Below are 19,566 nucleotides of genomic sequence, written 5' to 3' on the forward strand. Positions count from 1 at the left end.
GGCTACTGCCGCGCCAGAGACGGCCCCGCCGACCGCGTCCATCGGCTATCCGTAGGTGTCGCGCGGTCCTCTCCCCCGAACCGATCGAGGGCCGTGACTCCAGCTGGGCGCGCCGGGAGCGAGGAACCGCAGATCGCGTATCTCCGCGTCCGGGTAGTCGCGGAGCAGCCGCGTGAGCATCTCCGCGCGCAGCCGGCGCAACTCCGTCGCCCAGGTCGTTGAGTCGCACTGCAGCTGCAGAACTCCGTTGCTGATGCCGATCACCGTCGTGTGTTCAGCAGTCGCGTCCCCCGCGAACTCCGGCCACTCCGCCATGACGCGTGCCTGTTCGAGCTCCACACTCCAACCCATGTCGCTGGCGACCACAGTGAGCACATCGCCGAGCGCCCGCGGATCCCGGCCCCCGCTGAACGGGGCTCCTCCGGGTGCGTCAGACTCCGGACGCCGCCTTCTGCGGTACGTCGAGCCGCGCCACACCGCCTTCGCCCGGAGGTAGGCCTCGGTTGCGAACCCGACCTCGCCTGCCGAAGTCATCGGTCCTCTCCTTCGAGAATCACGCCGGCCTCGATGCGCACCCGACGCCACGGCACCCCGTTCGGTACGTCCTCCTCGACCGCCGCCGTCACGATCACCTGCTCGAAGTCACTGACCGCGGCCATGAGACTCTCACGCCTGCGCGAATCCAGCTCCGCGAACACGTCATCGAGGATGATCACGGGATCCCCCGCCGGCGACTCGTCTCTCAGGATCGTGGCGAGTGCCATCTTCAGGGACAGTGCGAATGACCAGGACTCACCGTGGCTGGCGTACCCCTTCACCGGAAGCCCGTTCAGTGACAGGAGGAGATCGTCCCGATGGGGGCCGACGAGCGTCACCCCTCGCTCGAGTTCACGGGATCGCACCGCAGCGAGCGCCTCGCGGAACTCCTTACTCAGTGTTTCACGTGAAACGTCGGCCAGCTCCTCGGGTTCGGCTGTTTCACGTGAAACATCCCCCGATGCGAGTGCGCTGTTCACCGATTCGCTCAGTGCGAGCTCGGGGCCGTGATCCTGCGCCACCAATCGGCGATATCCCTCGCGCAGAGGCGCACCTAGGTCGCGAACCAGTTCGCGACGCGCCAGCATGATCTGCGTTCCGTACTCCACCAGCTGGTCATCCCAGATGCCCAGCGTCGCCTCGATGGCCCGGGAGCCTCCACGCGACGATTTCAGCAGCGAAGTGCGCTGGCGCACCACGCGTTCATAGTCCGAGAGGGCGCCTGCAGCGACCGGATGCCGCGCCACGAGCGCATCGTCGAGAAAGCGGCGGCGTCCTGATGGCTCTCCACGAACGATCGAGAGGTCTTCCGGGACGAACGCGACCGCTGCGAACCACCGGGTGACCTCACGGGGGCGCACCACATTCCGATTCACCTGAGCCCGATTCGGGCGGTCCCGGTTCAGCTGCAGCTCGAGCATGACATCGCGATCCGACGCAGCAACCTTGAGCCGTGCGATCGCGGCGTCCGCGCCCGAGCGGATCAACGGCGCGTCACCGGTCACACGATGCGAGCGAAGCGTCGCGAAGTAGCCGATGGCCTCGACGAGATTCGTCTTGCCCTGGCCGTTCCGGCCGACGAGCAGGTTCGGACCCGGCCCCAGTTCGAGTTCCGCAGTCCGATAGTTGCGGAAGTCGATGAGCGAGAGATGCGCGACCCGCATCGCTGCCCCTCCCCTATCGGAGCAGCAGGTTCGGCTGCAGCAGGTAGCGGAAGCTCGCCTCGTCGGCCTCGTCCTTGCTCCGCTGGCTCGTGATCAGCACCGGACCCGGCTTGCCCGGATTGTCAGTACGGGTGAAGGCGATGCGCGCGAACTCCGCGTGCGTCGAACGCAGCCCGTCGAGCAGGAACTGGGGCTTCAGGGAGACCACCATGTCGTCTCCGACCAGGTGCGTGTCCACCGTCTCCACCGCCTGAGCCGATTCAGTGCCGGCGGCTTCCAGAGTCACCGAGCCCTCGACGAAGGAGAACCGCAGAGCGGCTTCGCGCTCGAGCACCAGGCCGACACGACCGACGGCCTCCACCAGCTCACCGGTGTTCACGACGGCGTAGTTGTCCACGTTCTCGGGGAAAAGACGACCGACGGGCGGGTAGTTGCCCTTGATGAGCAGCGAAGTCACGGTCTTCGAACCGCCGGTGAAGGCAATGAGCTCGCGCTCCGAGTCCTTGACGATCGATACCTGCACCTGGCCATCGCCCGAGAAGGTCTTGCCGACCTCGGTCACGATCTTCGAGGGAACCAGCGCCGTCAGTTCGTCCTGACCACCCTGGTTCTCCCAGTCGATGCTTCGCGTGGCTACGCGGTAGCGGTCGGTGGCCGTGAGGGTCAGTGAGTTCTCGTTGACCTCGAACTGCACACCCGTGATGACGGGGGTCACGTCGTCCTTCGACGCGGCGAGCGACACCTGTGCGATCGCATCGGCGAACACATCGGCGGGAACCGATCCCGAGATCGAATCGATCCGCGGCACCTGCGGATACTCCTCGACGGGCATCGCGGGAAGGCTGAAGGAGGCGGATCCGCACCGCACCTCCACTCGGCTCTCCAGGAGAGACACTTCGACATCCGCGTGCGGCAGGCGCTGTGCGATCTCGCTCAGAAGGCGTCCCGAGACGAGCGCTCGGCCGGCCTCCGAGATCACTGCCGTCACACTCGTCCGCGCAGAGACCTCGTAGTCGAACGACGACACCGTGAGGTGCTCGCCCTCGGCTTCGATCAGGGCTCCGCTCAACAGCGGCTGGGTGGGACGCTGCGGCAACAGCTTGACGGCGAACGATACGGCTTCGCTGAACACGTCACGGTTGACGGTGAATCGCATCTGGGGTTCCCTCCCACGCACACAGGTGTGCGCCTGATCTATCGGTTCACAATCTTTGCATACTCAGCGGCTCGGAGCATCCGTGAAGTCTTGTAGGGCGTGGAAACGGAGAGCCGGCCCACCGCGGACTGCGTGATCGAGTGCCCGTGAAAAGAGATTGAGGTGTTAACAGTGTTAACAGCTGTGGAAACTGTGGATAACTCCCCCGATCGTAGTGTTTCCTAAAGAACTACATCTCTGTGAGTTGTTGGCAGGATCGGAAAGTGCGGTCCTCCGCGGAATGATGCGGAACTCCAGGGGGTACCCGGATTCCACAGGCCACCGGATCTCCTCCACAGAAACGCCCGAGTTCTCCCCAGCTATCCACAGGCCACTCCAGAACTGTGGAGAACCGGTCGGCGATGAGCCTCAGCGGGAGCCCTGTTTGATGCGTGTCGTCAGCTCCTGCACCTGGTTGTAGATCGACCGGCGCTCGGCGATGAGCTGCGAGATCTTCTTGTGCGCGTACATGACCGTGGTGTGGTCGCGACCGCCGAAGAGCTGACCGATCTTCGGCAACGAGAGGGGGGTGAGTTCGCGGCACAGGTACATCGCGATCTGTCGCGCCGTCGCGATCTGCTGAGCCCGGGTGGGGCCGTAGAGATCATCGATCGACAGGTCGAAGTACTCGGCGGTCTTGCTGATGATGTCGGAGGGCTGCACCTCGTTGTCGGCATCGAGGGTGATCAGATCCTTCAGCACCGTGTGCACGAGCGGCATGTCGATGTGCTGCTGGTTCAGGCTCGCGTACGCGGTGACGCGGATCAGGGTGCCCTCGAGTTCCCGGATGTTCGAGGAGAACTTGCTGGCGATGAACTCGAGGATGCTGTGATCGATCTCGAGATTCTCCCGCTGCGCCTTCTTGCGCAGGATGGCGATGCGCGTTTCGAGGTCGGGTGCCTGGATGTCGGTGAGGAGGCCCCACTCGAAACGGGAGAGCATTCGCTCCTCGAAGCCGCGGAGCTGCTTCGGCTGCACGTCGCTCGTGATCACCACTTGCTTGTTGTGGTCGTGCAGCGTGTTGAAGGTGTGGAAGAACGCTTCCTGGGTCTCGACCTTGTCCTCGAGGAACTGGATGTCGTCGACGAGCAGGATGTCGACGCTGCGGTACCGGGCGTGGAAGGCCGCGCCCTGGTTGTTCGCGATCGAATTGATGAAGTCGTTGGTGAAGTCCTCGGAGCTGACGTACCGCACGCGAACGTCGGGGAAGAGCTCGCGAGCGTAGTGCCCGATCGCGTGCAGCAGGTGGGTTTTGCCGAGCCCCGAATCGCCGTAGATGAAGAGCGGATTGTAGGCGCGCGCGGGCGCCTCGGCCACCGCGACGGCTGCGGCGTGGGCGAAACGGTTCGACTGTCCGATGACGAAGCTGTCGAAGCGGTACTTCTCGTTCAGCCGGCTGTCGATGGGCGCCTCGGCGCCGTGGCGCCTGCGCGGCTCGTCGACGGGGCGTGCGGTGTCATGCCTCGGGGCGGAGTGCGTGTGCGTCGGAGCGGGAGCCGCCGCGGCGGGCTCCTCTTCGACCGAGGGTTCGGGATCCAGAGACGGGTGCGCTTCCTCGTCGACGATCACCACGAAGTTCTCGATCTGATCCGCCTCGGGGATCTCCGCGATCGCCGCCATGATCGAGGGCCGCAGCCGGCTCTCGAGAAGCTTCAAGGTGAACTCATAGGGAACCGCGAGATAGAGCGTTCCCGCCGCGATGCCCCGCGGTATCGCGAGGGCGACCTGCGCCCCGTTCGCCGGGCCCACGGACGGATCGCCCATGACGGCCCGGGTCACACGGGCCCAGACCTCCAGCAATTCGTCATCAGTCACGCGTCTACCCGGCTCGGTCTCGAAGATATCGGAATGGTCAATGTTATACCCAGAGTTATCCACAAGGGAATCGCCGCAGATCCGTGAAATTCCGGGATATTGTCAGCAGCGGCAGAACACCTGCGCCCACGTTAGCCACAGTTTTGTCCACAGGCAAGTCTGTCCGTGAAGTGGAGGTCGACCCTTGCCTCCGCGTGTCGCGTCGCTCGTCGAAGCGATGACAGACTTTGACGGGGCCGGAGTTCTGGCGTAAAGTAAGTACCTTGTATGGGCGGCCCGCCTGGATCGGCGCACTTGCGCCAGCGCGTGCTGCGGAAAACGCGATGCGTTTTTCTGAACAGCATCACGTGCTCGCCCAGATCCGACTTCCTCGATGTCACCGAGCCTCGGGGATCTGTTCCATAAGTCACGGAGTCTGTCATGAGCAAGCGTACCTTCCAGCCCAACAACCGCCGCCGCGCCAAGGTGCACGGTTTCCGCGCCCGCATGCGCACCCGCGCCGGCCGCGCCATCGTGGCAGCTCGCCGCGGCAAGGGCCGCTCGAAGCTCACCGCCTAGTCTCACCGTTCCCGGCTTCCGATCGTGCCTGCGAGGCAGCATCGTGTCACCCGGGGCGAGGATTACCGGCGCGCAGTGCGTACCGGTCGCCGCGTGGGGGGTGCCTTGTGCATCACCCACGCGGTTTTGCGTGCTCAGGGTGAGCCGGCCCGGTTCGGGTTCATCGTCTCGAAGGCGATCGGCAATGCGGTGACGCGCAACCTGATCCGTCGTAGGATGAAGACCGTCGTCGAGCGCCGTCTGCACATGGGCATCGGCGAGTTGGATGTGGTCTTCCGCGCCCTGCCGGCGATCACCGATGCCTCTTTCGAGCAGCTCGAACGCGAGATGAATCGCGCGCTCGACCGCCTCAGCCGCGAGATGCTCCCGCGGAGCGCAGCCTCATGAAACCGCTCCATGAGCTCTGGCTGCTGCCGCGCAACACGATGATCGCCTTCATGCACAGCTACCGCAGGCTCATCTCCCCGCTCTACGGGCAGGTATGCAGGTATCATCCATCCTGTTCCCGATACGCTTTGGAGGCGTATCAGCTTCGCGGCTTCATCGTCGGCACGGCCCTCACCGTCTGGCGGCTTCTCCGCTGCAATCCCTTCACTCCCGGCGGTATCGATGACGTACCGCGCGGGCAGCACCAGAACTTCGTGATCAACCCCCGCGGCTTCGTCCGCCCCATCGAGCGAAAGGCCTAACCCGGTGGACTTCTTCGAAACCATACTCTGGCCGCTGCGCTGGCTCGTCGAGCTCGTGCTGTGGGCCTGGCACTGGCTGTTCACCGCAATCGGAATGGACCCGGCCGCGGGTGTCACCTGGGTGCTCTCGATCATCGGCCTCGTCGTCGTCGTGCGTTCGGCTCTGATCCCCGTGACGGTGCGGCAGATCAAGTCTCAGCGCCGCATGATGGATCTCGCGCCCGACATGAAGAAGATCCAGGACAAGTACAAGGGCAAGAAGGATCAGTTCTCGCGCGAGGCCATGAGCCGCGAGACGATGGCGCTCTACAAGAAGCACGGCACCAACCCGTTCGCCTCGTGCCTGCCGATCCTCATCCAGATGCCGATCTTCTTCTCGCTGTTCTACGTGCTCCGCCACGCATCCGAGAACAAGCCGGGCATCGGCTTCATGAACGAAGTGCTCACGCAGAGCTTCAACGCCGCGAGCATCTTCGGCGCGCCGCTCAAGATGACCTTCACCCAGGGCTGGGAGAGCGGCAACTGGATGGTCGTCGTGCTGCTCGGCGCGATCATGGTGCTCATGATCGCTTCGCAGTTCTTCACGCAGCTGCAGATCATGTCGAAGAACGTCTCGGACGAGACGAAGAACTCCCCGATGTACCGTCAGCAGAAGATCCTGCTCTACATCATCCCCTTCGCGTTCCTCTTCTCCGGTGTGGCCTTCCCTCTCGCGCTCAACATCTACTGGTTCAGCTCGAACATCTGGACCATGGGCCAGCAGGCCATCGTGATCAACACGATGCCGACGCCCGGCAGCGAGGCCTGGCGCAAGCGCCAGGAGCGGCTCAAGGCCAAGGGTAAGATGACCGACGACGAGAAGCGCGCCAAGGCTCTGGGGCAGGACCTCCCGCCCGCGCCCGAGCCGCAGCAGGGCCAGCGACAGCAGCCGGTGAGCTCGAAGCGCTCCAAGAAGAAGAAAAAGAAGTGAGGGCACTGTGAGCACTGAGCGCGCCGGCGAAACCGTGGTGACTGACGAACCCGGCCTCGAAGAGCTCGAGGCCGACGGGGACCTCGCCGCCGACTACATCGAGGGCCTGCTCGACATCGCGGATCTCGATGGGGATCTGGACATCGATGTCGCCAACGGCCGTGCCTACGTCTCCGTGAACGGCGGGGGCGAGGATCTCGATCGCATCGCCACTCCCGACGTCGTGCAGGCGCTGCAGGACCTGACTCGGCTCGCCGTGCAGGCGAAGTCCGGCCGGTTCTCGCGTCTCATCGTCGACGTCGCCGGATCGCGCGATGCGCGCGCCCTCGAGCTCAAGAGCATGGTCGACGCTGCGATCGCGCAGATCGCCGCGGGCCGGGATCAGGTGGAGCTCGAGCCCATGTCGTCGTACGAGCGCAAGCTGGTGCACGACGAAGTCGCCGAACGCGGATACCACTCCGAGTCGCGGGGCGAGGGGCGGGACCGCCGGCTCGTCGTCAGCCGCGGCTGAATCCCGCGCGCGTGTTTCACGTGAAACCAGCGCCCGCTGACACGCTCGGGAACTCCGATCCTCGTTCCGCGCCGAAGCGCGCAGCGCTGGAGGCGTAGGATCTCACTCGGTATGTTCGATGTGGTGAGGACACAATGACGGTAGAACTCGAGCCGGAGCCCGCGGGCGCCCCGGCGATCGCGGGCGATCGCATCGATCTGCTCCGCGAGTTCGCTCGGGATCTCGGTGCGCGGGGTGAGGAGCTCGGCCTCATCGGTCCGCTCGAACCACCCCGGCTCTGGACGCGGCATCTGCTCAACAGCGCGGTGCTGGCGCCGCTCGTGCAGTCCGGCGCCCGCGTGGCCGACATCGGCACCGGCGGCGGCATGCCCGGGCTGGTGCTCGCGATCGTGCGCCCCGATGCGCGGTTCCTGCTGATCGAGCCCATGGAGCGGCGCTGCACCTGGCTGCACGAGCAGATCGACCGCCTCGGCCTGCAGAACGCAGAGGTGCGCCGCGGCCGGGTCGAGGAGTATCACGGTGCGTTCGAGGTGGACCAGGTCACCGCGCGCGCCGTGACGGCCCTGCGCAAGCTCGTGCCGTTGACCGCTCCCCTGCTGCGCGACGGTGGGGAGATGCTCTTCCTCAAGGGGGCCTCGGTGCAGAACGAGATCGACGCCGCCGAGAAGGTGCTGCGCAAGCATCGGGTGCGCGACATCGCGGTCGAAGAGCTCGGTGTCGGGCAGCTGGATGAGACGACCCGGGTGTTTCGGGCTAAAATCGATAGACATGGCTGAAGCGGAGAAGTCGCTCGTCGGCGACCACCTCGTCGATAAGATCCGGCGACGCCGCAAACTCGCGGAGACCGTCTCACCGCTGCCGGATCGGCCGCGCGTGATCACGGTGTCGAACCAGAAGGGCGGGGTCGGCAAGACCACCACCACGGTCAACCTGGCGTCGGCGCTCGCCCGTCGCGGCGCCAACGTGCTCGTGATCGACCTCGACCCGCAGGGCAACGCCTCCACCGCGCTCGGGGTGCCGCACCGTCCGGAGGTGACGAGCGTCTACGACGTGCTGCTCGGCGACAGCGGCCTCGATGACGCGCTGCAGTCGACCACGGACCACGAGAATCTCGATTGCGTGCCGTCCACCATCAACCTGGCCGGGGCCGAGATCGAGCTCGTCTCGCTCGTGGCCCGCGAGCAGCGGCTCCGCACCGCGCTGCAGGCCTTCCTGGCGGAGTCCGAGCGCACGTACCACTACGTCTTCATCGACTGCCCGCCCTCGCTCGGACTGCTCACGGTCAACGCCTTCGTCGCGGCCGACGAGGTGCTCATCCCGATCCAGTGCGAGTACTACGCGCTCGAGGGACTGAGCCAACTGCTCGGCAACATCCAGCTCATCCAGAAGCATCTCAACCCCGGGCTGCGCATCTCGACGATTCTGCTCACCATGTACGACGCCCGCACCAACCTGGCGCAGGAGGTGGCAGGCGAGGTGCGCGCGCACTTCCCCGAGCAGGTGCTGAGCGCCGTGATCCCGCGCTCGGTGCGCATCTCTGAGGCCCCCAGCTACGGGCAGACCGTGCACGCGTACGACGGGGCGTCGATCGGCGGGCTCGCCTATCTCGAGGCCGCGGCCGAGATAGCCGAGCGAGGCCCCGGAACATCGGACAACATCACCAGCACTCAGAACGGAGAGGCGTAGCGCATGGCGACGAAGAAGCGAGGCGGGCTCGGCCGCGGGATCGGCGCGCTCATTCCGCAGTCGCCATCGAGCGGGGAGCGCCCGGTCGACGTGTTCTTCCCGGCGAACGGCGGTGCGGCGGCGGCGATCGACACGGTCGAGGAGGCTGCCGAGCTCGACGCCGGCGCCGAACTGCAGGAGGTTCCCGGCGCCCAGCTCACCCGACTGCCGGTCGCCGAGATCGTGCCGAACCGTTCGCAGCCGCGAACGGAGTTCGACGAGCAGGCTCTCGATGAGCTCACGCACAGCGTGCGGGAGTTCGGGGTGTTCCAGCCCATCGTGGTGCGGGCCATCGAGCCGGCTCCCGCCGCGGGCGAGCCGCGCTACGAGCTCATCATGGGCGAGCGCCGCCTGCGCGCCTCGAAGCGGGCCGGGCTCGAGACCATTCCGGCGATCGTGCGCAGCACCGCCGACGAGCACATGCTGCGCGACGCGCTGCTCGAGAACCTGCACCGTGCGCAGCTGAACCCCCTCGAAGAGGCCTCCGCGTACCAGCAGCTGCTCGCCGACTTCGGCATCACGCAGGAGCAGCTCGCCGAGCGGATCGGCCGCTCGCGGCCGCAGATCTCCAACACAATCCGACTGCTGCGCCTGCCCGAGCCGGTGCAGACGCGGGTGGCGGCGGGGGTGCTCTCCGCCGGTCACGCGCGCGCGATCCTCTCGCTCGACGGCGACGGGGACGCCATGCAGCGCCTCGCCGACAAGATCGTCAACGAAGGCCTCTCGGTGCGCGCTGCTGAGGCCGTGGCCTCGGAGGAGCCCAAGCGTCGGGTGCCCAAGCCCCGCGCGGGCGGTGTGCAGGCGCAGCTGGGCGAGATCGCCGAGCGCCTGGGAGACCGCTTCCACACCCGCGTCTCGGTGAAGCTCGGGGCCAAGAAGGGTCAGATCATCATCGACTTCGCGACGATCGCGGATCTCAAGCGCATCCTCGCCGAGCTCGACGATCCCGGCTTCGGCTGACGAAAAGGCCCCACGGCCTTCTCGAGACCCGGCGCCGGGTCGCGTCGAGTGCTGGGCATCGCGCCGCACGCATGCGCGGGATCTCAGGGTGAGATTCTGCGAGTCGCTCCGCTCCCGCAGGATGATGAAGAGCTCTTCGGAGGGCCCGAGGAGCCGCGACGCGTCGGCGTTCGCTGTGGTTGACTGGTGACATGAGCGAGGAAACCAGAATCGTCGTGGCCGAACGCGAGGTGGCCGCCGCCCCGGCGACCGTCTTCGAGCTGATCGCGGATCCCGCGCAGCAACCGCGCTGGGACGGCAACGGCAATCTGATCGAGGCCCCCGCGGGTCAGCGGGTGAGCGGCGTCGGAGATGTCTTCGTGATGCGCATTCACAACGGCGAGGATCGCGAGAATCACATCGTCGAGTTCGAGGAGGGGCGCAGGATCGCGTGGCGCCCGTCCCCGGTCGGCGAGCCGCAGCCCGGGCACCTCTGGCGGTGGGAGGTGGAGCCGCTGCCCGACGGGGGATCGCTGGTGCGCCACACCTACGACTGGACCCGGCTGACCGATCCGAACCGCCTCGCTCGCGCTCGCCGGACGACGGCTGACGCCCTGCGCGCCTCGATCGACCGCCTCGCCGCCCTCGCCGAGCAGACGCCGCCCGCCTGAGCGCCGGTGGGCCGCCTGCGCAGGGGTTTCGACTCCCTCCTGCGTCGGTCGCTCAACCGGCGTATGGGTACGAGCCTGCGATCCGTGTTCGCTCAACCGGCGAGACGGACTCCTCACGGCGCATCACCGCACCCGCATCGAAGCCCAGGCCAGCGCTACCCCACTCACCTGTCGGATCGTCGGCAAACGAGAGCGGCGGTGAGGCAATCGGGGAAGCGTGCGCATCAGGGACGCGTGGCGCGGAGCGACACGCGAGGCCGCCGTGTGCGGCCCCACGAATCGAGTTGAACGCTGACGCGTTCAACTTCAGAACGATTCGTGCCCGTCTAAGCACGCGGCCGATTGCCTCACCGCCGCAGAGCGAGAAGGCTCAGATGATCCCGTTCAGGTGCTCCTCGATCATGGGCTTCGGCATCGCACCGATGATCTCGCGCACCTCCTCGCCATTCTTGAAGACCTTCATCGCGGGGATGGAGGTGATGCGGTACTGCGCCGCGAGGTTCGGGTTCTCATCGACGTTGAGCTTGACGATGCGCAGCTTGCCCTCCTGTTCGGCCGCGATCTGATCGAGCACCGGCGCCACGGCGCGGCACGGGCCGCACCAGGCGGCCCAGAAATCGACGAGCACGGGGATCTCGCTCTGCAGCACGACCTTGTCGAAGGTCTGCTCGTCCACGTTGATGGCTTCACTCATGATGACTCTTCTTTCCTTGGGAAGATGATGGGGATCAGCGCTCGGCGAGCGCCTCGATCTCGATTCGGTCCAGCTCCACCTCGACCGCCTCGCCCTGATCGGCGATCGCCGCGAGGTAGTGCTCGGCGTCGAGCGCCGCGACGGTGCCCGAAGCTGCGGCGGTGACGGCCTGGCGGTAGGTCGGGTCGACGACGTCGCCGGCCGCGAAGACCCCGGGCGACGAGGTGCGCGAGCTGCGGCCCTCGACCGCGATGGTGCCCTCCGCGGTGAGATCGAGCTTGCCGTGCACGAGGTGGGTGCGAGGGTCGTTGCCGATCGCGATGAACAGGCCCTCCAGAGCGAGCTCGCTCTCGGAGCCGTCGACGGTGTTGCGCAGCGTGACGCCGCTGAGCTGGCTCTCCCCGTGGATCGCTGCGACCTCCGAGTTCCAGATGAACTCGATCTTCTCGTTGTCGAAGGCGCGCTGCTGCATGATCTTGGACGCCTTGAGCTCCTCGCGGCGGTGGATCACGTAGACCTTGTCGGCGAAGCGGGTGAGGAAGGTGGCCTCCTCCATAGCGGAGTCGCCGCCGCCGACCACGGCGATGGTCTTCTCGCGGAAGAAGAAGCCGTCGCAGGTCGCGCACCACGAGACGCCGTGGCCGGAGAGCCGATCCTCGTCGGGCAGCCCCAGCTTGCGGTAGGCCGAGCCCGTCGCGTAGATGACGGTGTGCGCCTCGTGCACGGTGCCGTCGCCCGTGGTGAGGCGCTTGACCTCGCCCGAGAAGTCGACCTCGACCACGTCGTCGTACACCACCTCGGTGCCGAAGCGCTCGGCCTGCTCCTGCATCTTCTGCATCAGGTCGGGTCCCTGGATGCCCTCGGGGAAGCCGGGGAAGTTCTCGACATCGGTGGTGTTCATCAGCTCGCCGCCGATGGCGACCGAACTCGCGAAGAGCACCGGCTCGAGGCCGGCTCGCGCGGCGTAGATGGCCGCCGTGAAACCGGCGGGGCCGGAACCGATGATGATGATCTGGTGCATGGAGCTCCTCGCGCGCAGTGCAGTTCTGATGCGGCCGGGGCCGCGCTGGGAATATCAGGGTGCGGTCGTGACCGCGCAGATGATACAACCCATACTAGGGCGGGGCTATTCCGCGGTGCCGGTCGCGGCGGTGTCCGCAGTCCGGGTCGCGGTGCCGGCTGAGGCGCCGAGCTGTCGCCTGCGGCGCACGCTGCGCCAGGTGCCGAAGCCGAGCAGCAGCGCGGCGAGCGACCCGATCACCCAGAGCGCGATGGTCTCGAAGCTGCTGCTGATCGAGACGGGCAGCGTGCTGGTGAAGACGGTCGGATCGCCCGTCGCCGCCGAGACGGTGACCACGAGTCCCGACTCCCCTGAGGAGACGCGGCTGAGCACCGGCACGAGCACCCGCTCGTTCGCCTCGGCGGGCACCAGCACGTCCGGGAACCGGCGCTCGGTGATCGAGAGCGCGGCCGAGGAGGGTTCCACCTGCACGGCGACGATCGCGTCGAAGGGCAGGGCATTGCGCAACTGCACCGGTATGCGGGTCGAGCTGCCGACGAGCTGGGTGTGCTCCGTGCTGATCACGCGCACGCCCTCGAGCAGCTCGGCGTCGCGCTCGCGGTACTGAGCGGCGAGGCCGTCGAAGTCGACCGTGGGGGCCGCGTGGCGGGTGGCGAAGAGTTCGAGCAGTCGTGTGCGCTGGTATCCGCTGAGGTACTCGGGGTTCACGAGCACCGCACCCAGTTCGGTGACCGAGGATTCGCGGCTCGCCGCCGAGCGCAGCAGTTCGAGCCGGTCCTCGCTCGTCCCGCCGGCGCGCAGGGACGCCGTGCCCTCGGGCAGCTCGGAGACGGAGGTGGGCACGACCCAGTCGAGGGAGGCGAGCAGCTCGAGCAGCAGTGCGGGATCCTCGCTGCTGCCCATCGCACCGCGGTCGAGGCCGAGCAGAGTGCCCTCGGAGCCCGACTGCGCCGCGAACGCCAGCCGCGCGGCGAGTCGTGCGGCGCCCGCCGCGCGTTCGGCCTCGGTCGCCGCCGACAGCGTCGCGCGCGCCTCGTCTCCGAGCGCGTCGTCGGTGATCAGCACGTCGCTCCGCGAGATCCGGGAGCGCGTCGCATCAGACGCCGACACGTTGCCGGAGCCGAGCACGGCGGTCTCGATTCCCGAGGCGCGCAGCAGCTCGAGAGTGGCGCTATCGACGGTGCCGTTCGCCGGCCACGCGGTCGCCGCGCCCTGGGGCCAACTCAGCAGATCCTCCAGAGCCGGGAGCGTCGGCGCCTCCGGATCATCCGGGGCGTCGGTATCCTCCCGGGTGCCGCTGTCCTCCCGCGTACCCGCGTCGCCGGCCGGATCCGACGGCCCCGCTGTCTCGTCCGGGTCGGAGGCGGCGGAGGTGCCTGTCGCTTCTCCGGAGGTCTCGGGGCGGTCGCCCTCGGCGCCGCTCCCCTGCTCCCCGGCGTCCGCGCCGTCCGCGCCGGCACCGTCGTCTGTGCCGGAAGCCGGGGCATCCGCGCCGCCGCCCTCGCCGGAGGATTCCAGCGGGAAGCTGCCGAAGCGCGAGACGAAGTCGAGGCTGCTCGGTGCGAGCAGCGAGGTGAAGCCGAGGGCGGCCTGAGCGGCCGGATCCGCGTCGGCGAACTGCAGCAGGAAGCTGGGCAGCGAGCTCTGCTCCAGGCGTTCGAGGAACTGCCCGGCGTTCTCGGGCGCCTCGTCGCCGTACGCTCGGATGCCGGCGATGACCCGCGGATCGATGGCGAGCGTCGCGCGGTGCGCGCGGGCCTGGGTGAGGAGCCGATCCCACGCGGGGGCGAGCTCGCCGAGCTGGCTGCGGGTGGGGAGCGTGCGGATGTCGGAGGGGAGCACGACAGGCACGATCACTCCCAGCCGTACGCTGCTCCGCACTCCCGCGCCCGCATCGGCGTCGATCTCGGCGCCGGTGCCGGCGTTCGCGCCCGATCCCCCGCCCGCATCGGCATCGGGGGATCCCGGCCCCCGCCAGACCACCGGTGTGACGGCGGAGAGCGCGTCCGAGGTCTGCGTGTCGTCGGAGGGGTCGGGTCTGAACACGGCCCGCACCGTGTAGACGCCCCGGGTCTCGAGCGCCGGGAGATCGTCCTGCGGCACCGAGATGGTTGCGGCCTGCTCGCTCTCGGGAGCGGTCTCGCCGACGCGCGCCTCCGCGAGGTGCAGCGAGGGTGTCGTGGGCTGCGCGTCCAGATCCTCGGGAGAGCCCACCGGCTGCACGGAGAGCCGCAGTTCGATGGTCCCGCTCGGGATGGCCTGCTCCCCCGCGTTCCGGATGAGCAGGCCGAACGCCGCGTCGGCGTCCTCGCGGATCACCGGATCCTGGGGGGCGACGACGAACTCGGCCGAGGATATCGCGGGATCCGGAGCCTCCTCCTCGGCGAGAGCCGGTGCCGCCGGTGCCGCGACCAGCCCGAGCACGAGCAGTGCGGCGGGAATCGCGCGCGCGCGGAACCGACGAGCTGAAGACATGATGCCCAGTCTATGGAGCGACGCTGACACGGATCCGAGCCGGCGCATCCCCCGGTACGCTTGAGGGATGCCCTCTCTCGCCGATTCCATGCAGGCGCTGCGGGCCATCGCAGCATCCGAGCCCGTCGCGACGCTGGCGTCGGCGTTCGCCGCCCGCGGTCACGAGTTCGCCCTGGTCGGCGGACCGGTGCGCGACGCGCTGCTGGGCCGCCCGGTGACCGATCTCGACTTCACCACGTCGGCCCGGCCCGACGAGACCCGTGAGATCCTCGAATCGCTCACCCGCAGCGTGTGGGACGTGGGACGCGATTTCGGCACCATCGCGGCGCAGCTGCACGGCGAGAACGTCGAGATCACCACCTACCGCGCCGACATCTACCGCGACGACTCGCGCAAGCCCGAGGTCAGCTACGGCGACACGATCGAGGGCGATCTGGTGCGGCGGGACTTCACCATCAACGCGCTCGCGCTCATGCTGCCCGAGCTGCGGCTCGTCGACGTCGGCACCTCCTCCGCGAGTGGCGCGGGCGGCGTGGAGGACCTGCTGGCCCGAGTGATCCGCACTCCGGGGTCCGCCGAGGCCTCGTTCACCGACGACCCGCTGCGCATGCTGCGCGCCGCCCGCTTCGCCTCCCAGCTGGGCTTCGAGGTCTCGGCCGACACGCAGGAGGCGATGGTGCGCTTCGCCGATCGCCTCGACATCGTCTCCGCAGAGCGCATCCGGGACGAGTTCGTGAAGCTGCTCTCGACCGACGACCCCCTGCCCGGTATCCGGCTGCTCGTGGACACGGGGCTCGCCGATCGCTTCCTGCCCGAGCTCACCGCGCTCGTGGCGACGCAGGACGATCACGGCCGGCACAAGGACGTCTACGAGCACAGCCTCACGGTGCTGCGGCAGGCGATCGAGTTGGAAACGGCGCGCCGGAAGGGAGGCGGAGCCTCCGCTGCGCCGCCCGTGCCGCACACGGCGACGGCCCAGGGAGCGACGCCGGGGGCGAGCGTGGGCGGCGGCCAAGATCCCTCGCCCGATATCGTGCTCAGGATCGCGGCGCTGCTGCACGATATCGGCAAGCCGGCCACCCGTCGCTTCGAGCGCGGGGGCGTCACCTTCCACCATCACGACGTCGTCGGCGCGAAGCTGGCGCGTAAGCGCCTGCGCGAGCTGCGCTTCGACAACGACACCGTGAAGCGGGTGTCGCGCCTCATCGAGCTGCACCTGCGCTTCTTCGGGTACAGCGACCAGCAGTGGACGGACTCGGCCGTGCGGCGCTACGTGCGCGATACCGGCGGCGAGTTGGAGCGGCTGCACATCCTCACCCGCGCCGACGTGACGACCCGCAACCGGCGCAAGGCGGAGCGCCTCGAGCACGCCTACGACGACATCGAGCAGCGGATCTCCGAGCTCGCGGAGGCCGAGGAGCTTGCGGCTGTGCGGCCCGAACTCGATGGCGAGCGGATCATGGCCATCCTCGGGATCCCGCCCGGGCCGATCGTGGGCCGCGCCTACCGGCACCTGCTCGAGGTGAGGCTCGACGAGGGCCCCATCGGCGAGGAGGCCGCCGAGCAGCGTCTGCGCGAGTGGTGGGCGGCGCAGGCCTCGGACTGACGCCGTCCGGCGGAGCCGCCCCGCTCGTACTTCGGCACTCACCGTTGTTTCGGACGGATTCAGAGGATCTCATCCGAAGGTGAGGTGAGAGCCGAGCTACTGAACACCGGGTTGATTGGACACGGGGTTGATTGGACACCGATGAGAGAAGCGGGTTGATGGAGATGAAGGATCAGGATCCGAGCGAGTGGTTCGGCGGGCGGCCGCGGATCATGTTCGTCCATGCGCACCCCGACGATGAGACCATCACCACGGGGGGCACGCTGGCCGCGCTCGCCGCGGCGGGGCGCGAGCCGCTGCTCGTCACGCTGACGCGGGGCGAGCAGGGCGAGGTCGTGTCCGGGCCGCTCGAGGCGCTGGCCGGCACCCACGGTCTGGCGGTGGTGCGCCAGAACGAGCTGAAGACCGCGCTCGGCATGCTGGGCGTCGAGCGCCACGCGTTCCTGGGTGTGGATCCCGCGCGAGCGGAGGGCCTCTCCCCCGTGATCTACGAGGACTCCGGGATGTCGTGGGGGCCCGATGGCCGCGCGACGGCGGCCCCCGAGGCGGGTCCCGATGCGCTGACGAGCGCGCCCGCCGTCGAAGCGCTGAACGATCTGCTGGCCGCGGCGTACCGGGCGGGTGCGCAGGGCATCGTGAGCTATGACGACGGTGGCGGCTACGGTCACCCGGATCACGTGTTCGCGCATCGGCTGGCGCGCGCGGTGGCGCACGCGCTCGAGGTGCCGTTCTGGGAGATCGTGTCGACGGGGTCGCTCCCCGAGGCCGTCCCGCTCCCCGACTCGGCTCTGAGTGCTGAGCCGGCCCCGCTCCCCGAACCGGTCGAAGGGAGCGGGTCACTCGAACTCCACGATGTCGAGCCCTGGCTCGATCGCAAGGTCGCCGCGCTGCGCGCGCACGGCACGCAGCTGAGCGTCGACGGCGATGACATCGTGCACGTCGGCGGGCAGCGCGAAGCCATCGGACGCGTCGAGGTGTTCCGCAAGCCGGCGGGTGACGCCGCGTCCTGAGGATGATAGGCTGTTCTAGTTGTCTGCGCGCAGAGCGATCCGCTCAGTTCGCGGGCACGATGCACAACACCCTCCTGCCACAGAAATCCTGTGGCCGTGAAGTCCGAAGGAGGTGGGTCAGTAATGCATACGTACGAACTCATGGTGATCCTCGATCCCGGTATCGACGAGCGTACTGTGGCCCCCAGCTTGGAGAAGTTCCTCGGCGTCATCCGCACTGCGGGCGGCGAGATCGAGAACGTCGACATCTGGGGCAAGCGCCGTCTCGCATACGAGATCAAGAAGCAGTCCGAGGGCATCTACGCCGTTGTGAACTTCACCGCGACCCCCGAGGCCACCGCTGAGCTCGATCGCCAGCTGGGTCTCTCCGAGGCCGTTCTGCGCACGAAGGTGCTCCGCGCCGACGAGCTCATCGCCCAGCGCGCCGCCCAGGCCAAGCGCGATCAGGCCAAGGCCGCTCGCGCCGCCGCGAAGGTGGGCGCGTAGCTCATGGCCGGCGAGCCGCTGATCACCGTGGTCGGTAACCTGGTTGCCGACCCGGAGCCGCGTGTCAGCCAGGCGGGCAAGTCGTGGGTGACCTTCCGGATCGCCTCGACCCCGCGCGTGCGCGACCGTCAGTCCGGTGATTGGTCGGACGGCGAGCCGCTGTGGCTGGGGTGCCGCGCGTACGGAGAGTACGCCGACAACATCGCAGCCTCGCTCACCAAGGGCATGCGCGTCATCGTGCAGGGCCGTCTCACCCAGCGCAGCTACACCGACAACCAGGGGCAGCAGCGCACCTCCCTCGACCTCGAGGTCGAGGAGGTCGGTCCGTCGCTCCGCTTCGCCACCGCCCAGGTCAACCGCGGTCAGTCGCGCGGCCAGGTCGGCGGCTTCGGCGGAGGCAACGCGGGCAGCGGCCAGCCGCAGGGTCAGAGCGGCTGGGGCAAGCCCGCCGCGCAGCAGCAGGACAACCCCTGGACCAATTCGGGCCAGGGCGGTTCCGCAGGCTCCGGCGGCGGCGACTTCGGTGGCGGCTTCGACGACGAGCAGCCCTTCTAGGCAAAAACTTCTTGATCCGGTGCAGCCGGATCGCATCACGAAAAGAGACCAAATATGGCAGGCAAGTCCAGCGGCGCAGGCCGCAAGCCGGGTCGGGGTAAGAACGCCAAGACCCTCGCACCCGCGAAGAAGCAGACCGTCGGCGTCATCGACTACAAGGATGTCGCGACGCTGCGCAAGTTCATCTCTGAGCGCGGCAAGATCCGCGCCCGCCGCATCACCGGCGTGTCCGTGCAGGAGCAGCGTCTGATCGCGAAGGCCGTGAAGAACGCCCGCGAGATGGCTCTCCTCCCCTACGCCGGCTCCGGCCGCTAAGGAGTAGACCATCATGGCGAAGGTAATTCTCACGAACGAGGTCCAGGGCCTCGGTTCCGCCGGTGACGTCGTCGACGTCAAGAGCGGCTACGCACGCAACTACCTCGTGCCCCAGGGCTACGGGGTGCACTGGACCCGCGGTGGCGAGGCCCAGGTCGCGCAGCTCCGCGCTGCACGCGAGGCGCGTGCGCTCGCTTCGGCCGAGGACGCGCAGGCGCTCAAGGCCAAGCTGCAGGAGAACAAGATCCGTCTGCAGGCGAAGACCGGCACCGGTGGCCGTCTCTTCGGCTCGGTGAAGCCCGCCGCGATCGCCGCGGCCGTGTCCGAGGCCGGGATCGGCGAGATCGACAAGCGCAAGATCACGGTTCCGTCGATCAAGACGACCGGTGAGTACAAGGTGGTCGTCCACCTGCACGAGGGCGTTGACGCCGAGGTGACCCTGCAGGTCATCTCGCAGCGCTGAGCGGCGTACTCGCTCACAGGGCAGCGGGGCGGCGATTCTTCGGGATCGCCGCCCCGCTGTCGTGTGCCGGGCCGGACCCGGATTCGCGCCGTCTCAGACGGAGGAACGAGCAGCGCGGTGAGGCCCCGTACCCTTCGTATCGGAGCTCTCGGAGGGGCTCAGCAGCGC

General features: G+C 67.9%; 22 protein-coding genes. 15 read left to right on the plus strand and 7 right to left on the minus strand.

Going from position 1 to position 19,566, the window contains the following annotated elements; all coding sequences use genetic code 11:
• Positions 1 to 45 precede the first annotated feature (45 nt).
• From AMS65_RS05230 to dnaA, 4 genes are all read right to left on the minus strand, one after another.
• Positions 46 to 534 carry a DUF721 domain-containing protein gene (locus AMS65_RS05230; RefSeq protein WP_053383094.1) on the minus strand — a complete coding sequence of 163 codons (489 nt, stop codon included), beginning with the start codon at positions 532 to 534 and terminating at the stop codon, positions 46 to 48.
• Entirely contained in the window at positions 531 to 1,700 is a 1,170-nt protein-coding gene (recF, locus tag AMS65_RS05235; RefSeq protein WP_053383095.1) for a DNA replication/repair protein RecF, read from the minus strand. Before recF ends, AMS65_RS05230 begins: the two co-directional genes overlap by 4 nt.
• Positions 1,701 to 1,713: 13 nt before the next feature.
• Positions 1,714 to 2,856, minus strand: a complete 1,143-nt coding sequence (gene dnaN / locus AMS65_RS05240; protein WP_053383096.1) for a DNA polymerase III subunit beta — start codon at positions 2,854 to 2,856, stop codon at positions 1,714 to 1,716.
• A 408-nt stretch (positions 2,857 to 3,264) separates the two neighbouring features.
• Complete coding sequence (gene dnaA / locus AMS65_RS05245) at positions 3,265 to 4,710, minus strand: chromosomal replication initiator protein DnaA (RefSeq protein WP_053383097.1); 1,446 nt, start codon at positions 4,708 to 4,710, stop codon at positions 3,265 to 3,267.
• A gap of 420 nt (positions 4,711 to 5,130) precedes the next feature.
• Here dnaA and rpmH point away from each other — a divergent pair, with 420 nt between their 5' ends.
• The 9 genes from rpmH to AMS65_RS05290 all read left to right on the plus strand — a co-directional run bounded on the left by rpmH (position 5,131) and on the right by AMS65_RS05290 (position 10,773).
• Complete coding sequence (rpmH, locus tag AMS65_RS05250) at positions 5,131 to 5,268, plus strand: 50S ribosomal protein L34 (RefSeq protein WP_010155609.1); 138 nt, start codon at positions 5,131 to 5,133, stop codon at positions 5,266 to 5,268.
• 24 nt (positions 5,269 to 5,292) lie between these two features.
• Entirely contained in the window at positions 5,293 to 5,655 is a 363-nt protein-coding gene (gene rnpA, locus AMS65_RS05255) for a ribonuclease P protein component (protein ID WP_075200856.1), read from the plus strand.
• Complete coding sequence (gene yidD, locus AMS65_RS05260; protein WP_053383098.1) at positions 5,652 to 5,957, plus strand: membrane protein insertion efficiency factor YidD; 306 nt, start codon at positions 5,652 to 5,654, stop codon at positions 5,955 to 5,957. The genes rnpA and yidD overlap by 4 nt, the downstream gene beginning before the upstream one ends.
• 4 nt (positions 5,958 to 5,961) lie before the next feature.
• Positions 5,962 to 6,927 carry a membrane protein insertase YidC gene (yidC, locus tag AMS65_RS05265; protein WP_053383099.1) on the plus strand — a complete coding sequence of 322 codons (966 nt, stop codon included), beginning with the start codon at positions 5,962 to 5,964 and terminating at the stop codon, positions 6,925 to 6,927.
• Positions 6,928 to 6,934: 7 nt separating this feature from the next.
• On the plus strand, positions 6,935 to 7,438 hold the full coding sequence (locus AMS65_RS05270) for a Jag family protein (RefSeq protein ID WP_053383100.1): 504 nt from the start codon (positions 6,935 to 6,937) through the stop codon (positions 7,436 to 7,438).
• Between the two features lie 134 nt (positions 7,439 to 7,572).
• Entirely contained in the window at positions 7,573 to 8,214 is a 642-nt protein-coding gene (rsmG, locus tag AMS65_RS05275) for a 16S rRNA (guanine(527)-N(7))-methyltransferase RsmG (RefSeq protein ID WP_053383101.1), read from the plus strand.
• On the plus strand, positions 8,207 to 9,124 hold the full coding sequence (locus AMS65_RS05280) for a ParA family protein (RefSeq protein WP_053383102.1): 918 nt from the start codon (positions 8,207 to 8,209) through the stop codon (positions 9,122 to 9,124). Before rsmG ends, AMS65_RS05280 begins: the two co-directional genes overlap by 8 nt.
• Positions 9,125 to 9,127: 3 nt before the next feature.
• Positions 9,128 to 10,123 carry a ParB/RepB/Spo0J family partition protein gene (locus AMS65_RS05285; RefSeq protein WP_053383103.1) on the plus strand — a complete coding sequence of 332 codons (996 nt, stop codon included), beginning with the start codon at positions 9,128 to 9,130 and terminating at the stop codon, positions 10,121 to 10,123.
• 191 nt (positions 10,124 to 10,314) lie between these two features.
• A complete protein-coding gene (locus AMS65_RS05290) occupies positions 10,315 to 10,773 on the plus strand; it encodes an SRPBCC family protein (protein WP_075200857.1) in 459 nt (152 codons plus the stop codon).
• 370 nt (positions 10,774 to 11,143) lie between these two features.
• On the opposite strand, the gene trxA is transcribed toward AMS65_RS05290, so the two are convergent.
• From trxA to AMS65_RS05305, 3 genes are all read right to left on the minus strand, one after another.
• Entirely contained in the window at positions 11,144 to 11,467 is a 324-nt protein-coding gene (gene trxA / locus AMS65_RS05295; protein ID WP_053383104.1) for a thioredoxin, read from the minus strand.
• Between the two features lie 34 nt (positions 11,468 to 11,501).
• Positions 11,502 to 12,488: a thioredoxin-disulfide reductase gene (gene trxB / locus AMS65_RS05300; protein WP_053383105.1), complete on the minus strand. Its 987-nt coding sequence runs from the start codon at positions 12,486 to 12,488 to the stop codon at positions 11,502 to 11,504.
• A gap of 105 nt (positions 12,489 to 12,593) precedes the next feature.
• Positions 12,594 to 14,963 carry a DUF6049 family protein gene (locus tag AMS65_RS05305; protein ID WP_053383106.1) on the minus strand — a complete coding sequence of 790 codons (2,370 nt, stop codon included), beginning with the start codon at positions 14,961 to 14,963 and terminating at the stop codon, positions 12,594 to 12,596.
• A gap of 67 nt (positions 14,964 to 15,030) precedes the next feature.
• Here AMS65_RS05305 and AMS65_RS05310 point away from each other — a divergent pair, with 67 nt between their 5' ends.
• From AMS65_RS05310 to rplI, 6 genes are all read left to right on the plus strand, one after another.
• Positions 15,031 to 16,569, plus strand: a complete 1,539-nt coding sequence (locus AMS65_RS05310; RefSeq protein ID WP_053383107.1) for a CCA tRNA nucleotidyltransferase — start codon at positions 15,031 to 15,033, stop codon at positions 16,567 to 16,569.
• A 158-nt stretch (positions 16,570 to 16,727) separates the two neighbouring features.
• A complete protein-coding gene (locus tag AMS65_RS05315; RefSeq protein WP_053383108.1) occupies positions 16,728 to 17,579 on the plus strand; it encodes a PIG-L family deacetylase in 852 nt (283 codons plus the stop codon).
• A 123-nt stretch (positions 17,580 to 17,702) separates the two neighbouring features.
• Positions 17,703 to 18,065 (plus strand): 30S ribosomal protein S6, encoded by a 363-nt coding sequence (gene rpsF / locus AMS65_RS05320; protein ID WP_053383109.1) that lies wholly within the window; start codon positions 17,703 to 17,705, stop codon positions 18,063 to 18,065.
• Positions 18,066 to 18,068: 3 nt separating this feature from the next.
• Positions 18,069 to 18,620, plus strand: a complete 552-nt coding sequence (gene ssb / locus AMS65_RS05325; RefSeq protein WP_053383110.1) for a single-stranded DNA-binding protein — start codon at positions 18,069 to 18,071, stop codon at positions 18,618 to 18,620.
• Between the two features lie 54 nt (positions 18,621 to 18,674).
• Positions 18,675 to 18,935, plus strand: a complete 261-nt coding sequence (gene rpsR / locus AMS65_RS05330) for a 30S ribosomal protein S18 (RefSeq protein ID WP_017884085.1) — start codon at positions 18,675 to 18,677, stop codon at positions 18,933 to 18,935.
• 13 nt (positions 18,936 to 18,948) lie between these two features.
• Positions 18,949 to 19,398, plus strand: a complete 450-nt coding sequence (rplI, locus tag AMS65_RS05335) for a 50S ribosomal protein L9 (RefSeq protein WP_053383111.1) — start codon at positions 18,949 to 18,951, stop codon at positions 19,396 to 19,398.
• Positions 19,399 to 19,566 lie beyond the last annotated feature (168 nt).

The sequence above is a fragment of the Leucobacter celer subsp. astrifaciens genome (assembly GCF_001273835.1).
Taxonomy (GTDB): Bacteria; Actinomycetota; Actinomycetes; order Actinomycetales; family Microbacteriaceae; genus Leucobacter; species Leucobacter celer.

What these genes read in the sequence shown, in the direction of transcription:
- rsmG (WP_053383101.1), top strand. Translation starts at nt 7,573, where the DNA reads ATGACGGTAGAACTCGAGCCGGAGCCCGCGGGCGCCCCGGCGATCGCG.
- AMS65_RS05290 (WP_075200857.1), top strand. Translation starts at nt 10,315, where the DNA reads ATGAGCGAGGAAACCAGAATCGTCGTGGCCGAACGCGAGGTGGCCGCC.
- AMS65_RS05285 (WP_053383103.1), top strand. Translation starts at nt 9,128, where the DNA reads ATGGCGACGAAGAAGCGAGGCGGGCTCGGCCGCGGGATCGGCGCGCTC.
- AMS65_RS05315 (WP_053383108.1), top strand. Translation starts at nt 16,728, where the DNA reads ATGGAGATGAAGGATCAGGATCCGAGCGAGTGGTTCGGCGGGCGGCCG.
- AMS65_RS05310 (WP_053383107.1), top strand. Translation starts at nt 15,031, where the DNA reads ATGCCCTCTCTCGCCGATTCCATGCAGGCGCTGCGGGCCATCGCAGCA.
- rpsF (WP_053383109.1), top strand. Translation starts at nt 17,703, where the DNA reads ATGCATACGTACGAACTCATGGTGATCCTCGATCCCGGTATCGACGAG.
- rpmH (WP_010155609.1), top strand. Translation starts at nt 5,131, where the DNA reads ATGAGCAAGCGTACCTTCCAGCCCAACAACCGCCGCCGCGCCAAGGTG.
- AMS65_RS05230 (WP_053383094.1), bottom strand. Translation starts at nt 534, where the DNA reads ATGACTTCGGCAGGCGAGGTCGGGTTCGCAACCGAGGCCTACCTCCGG.
- yidD (WP_053383098.1), top strand. Translation starts at nt 5,652, where the DNA reads ATGAAACCGCTCCATGAGCTCTGGCTGCTGCCGCGCAACACGATGATC.
- ssb (WP_053383110.1), top strand. Translation starts at nt 18,069, where the DNA reads ATGGCCGGCGAGCCGCTGATCACCGTGGTCGGTAACCTGGTTGCCGAC.
- trxA (WP_053383104.1), bottom strand. Translation starts at nt 11,467, where the DNA reads ATGAGTGAAGCCATCAACGTGGACGAGCAGACCTTCGACAAGGTCGTG.
- dnaN (WP_053383096.1), bottom strand. Translation starts at nt 2,856, where the DNA reads ATGCGATTCACCGTCAACCGTGACGTGTTCAGCGAAGCCGTATCGTTC.
- rplI (WP_053383111.1), top strand. Translation starts at nt 18,949, where the DNA reads ATGGCGAAGGTAATTCTCACGAACGAGGTCCAGGGCCTCGGTTCCGCC.
- recF (WP_053383095.1), bottom strand. Translation starts at nt 1,700, where the DNA reads ATGCGGGTCGCGCATCTCTCGCTCATCGACTTCCGCAACTATCGGACT.
- rpsR (WP_017884085.1), top strand. Translation starts at nt 18,675, where the DNA reads ATGGCAGGCAAGTCCAGCGGCGCAGGCCGCAAGCCGGGTCGGGGTAAG.
- trxB (WP_053383105.1), bottom strand. Translation starts at nt 12,488, where the DNA reads ATGCACCAGATCATCATCATCGGTTCCGGCCCCGCCGGTTTCACGGCG.
- AMS65_RS05305 (WP_053383106.1), bottom strand. Translation starts at nt 14,963, where the DNA reads ATGTCTTCAGCTCGTCGGTTCCGCGCGCGCGCGATTCCCGCCGCACTG.
- AMS65_RS05280 (WP_053383102.1), top strand. Translation starts at nt 8,207, where the DNA reads ATGGCTGAAGCGGAGAAGTCGCTCGTCGGCGACCACCTCGTCGATAAG.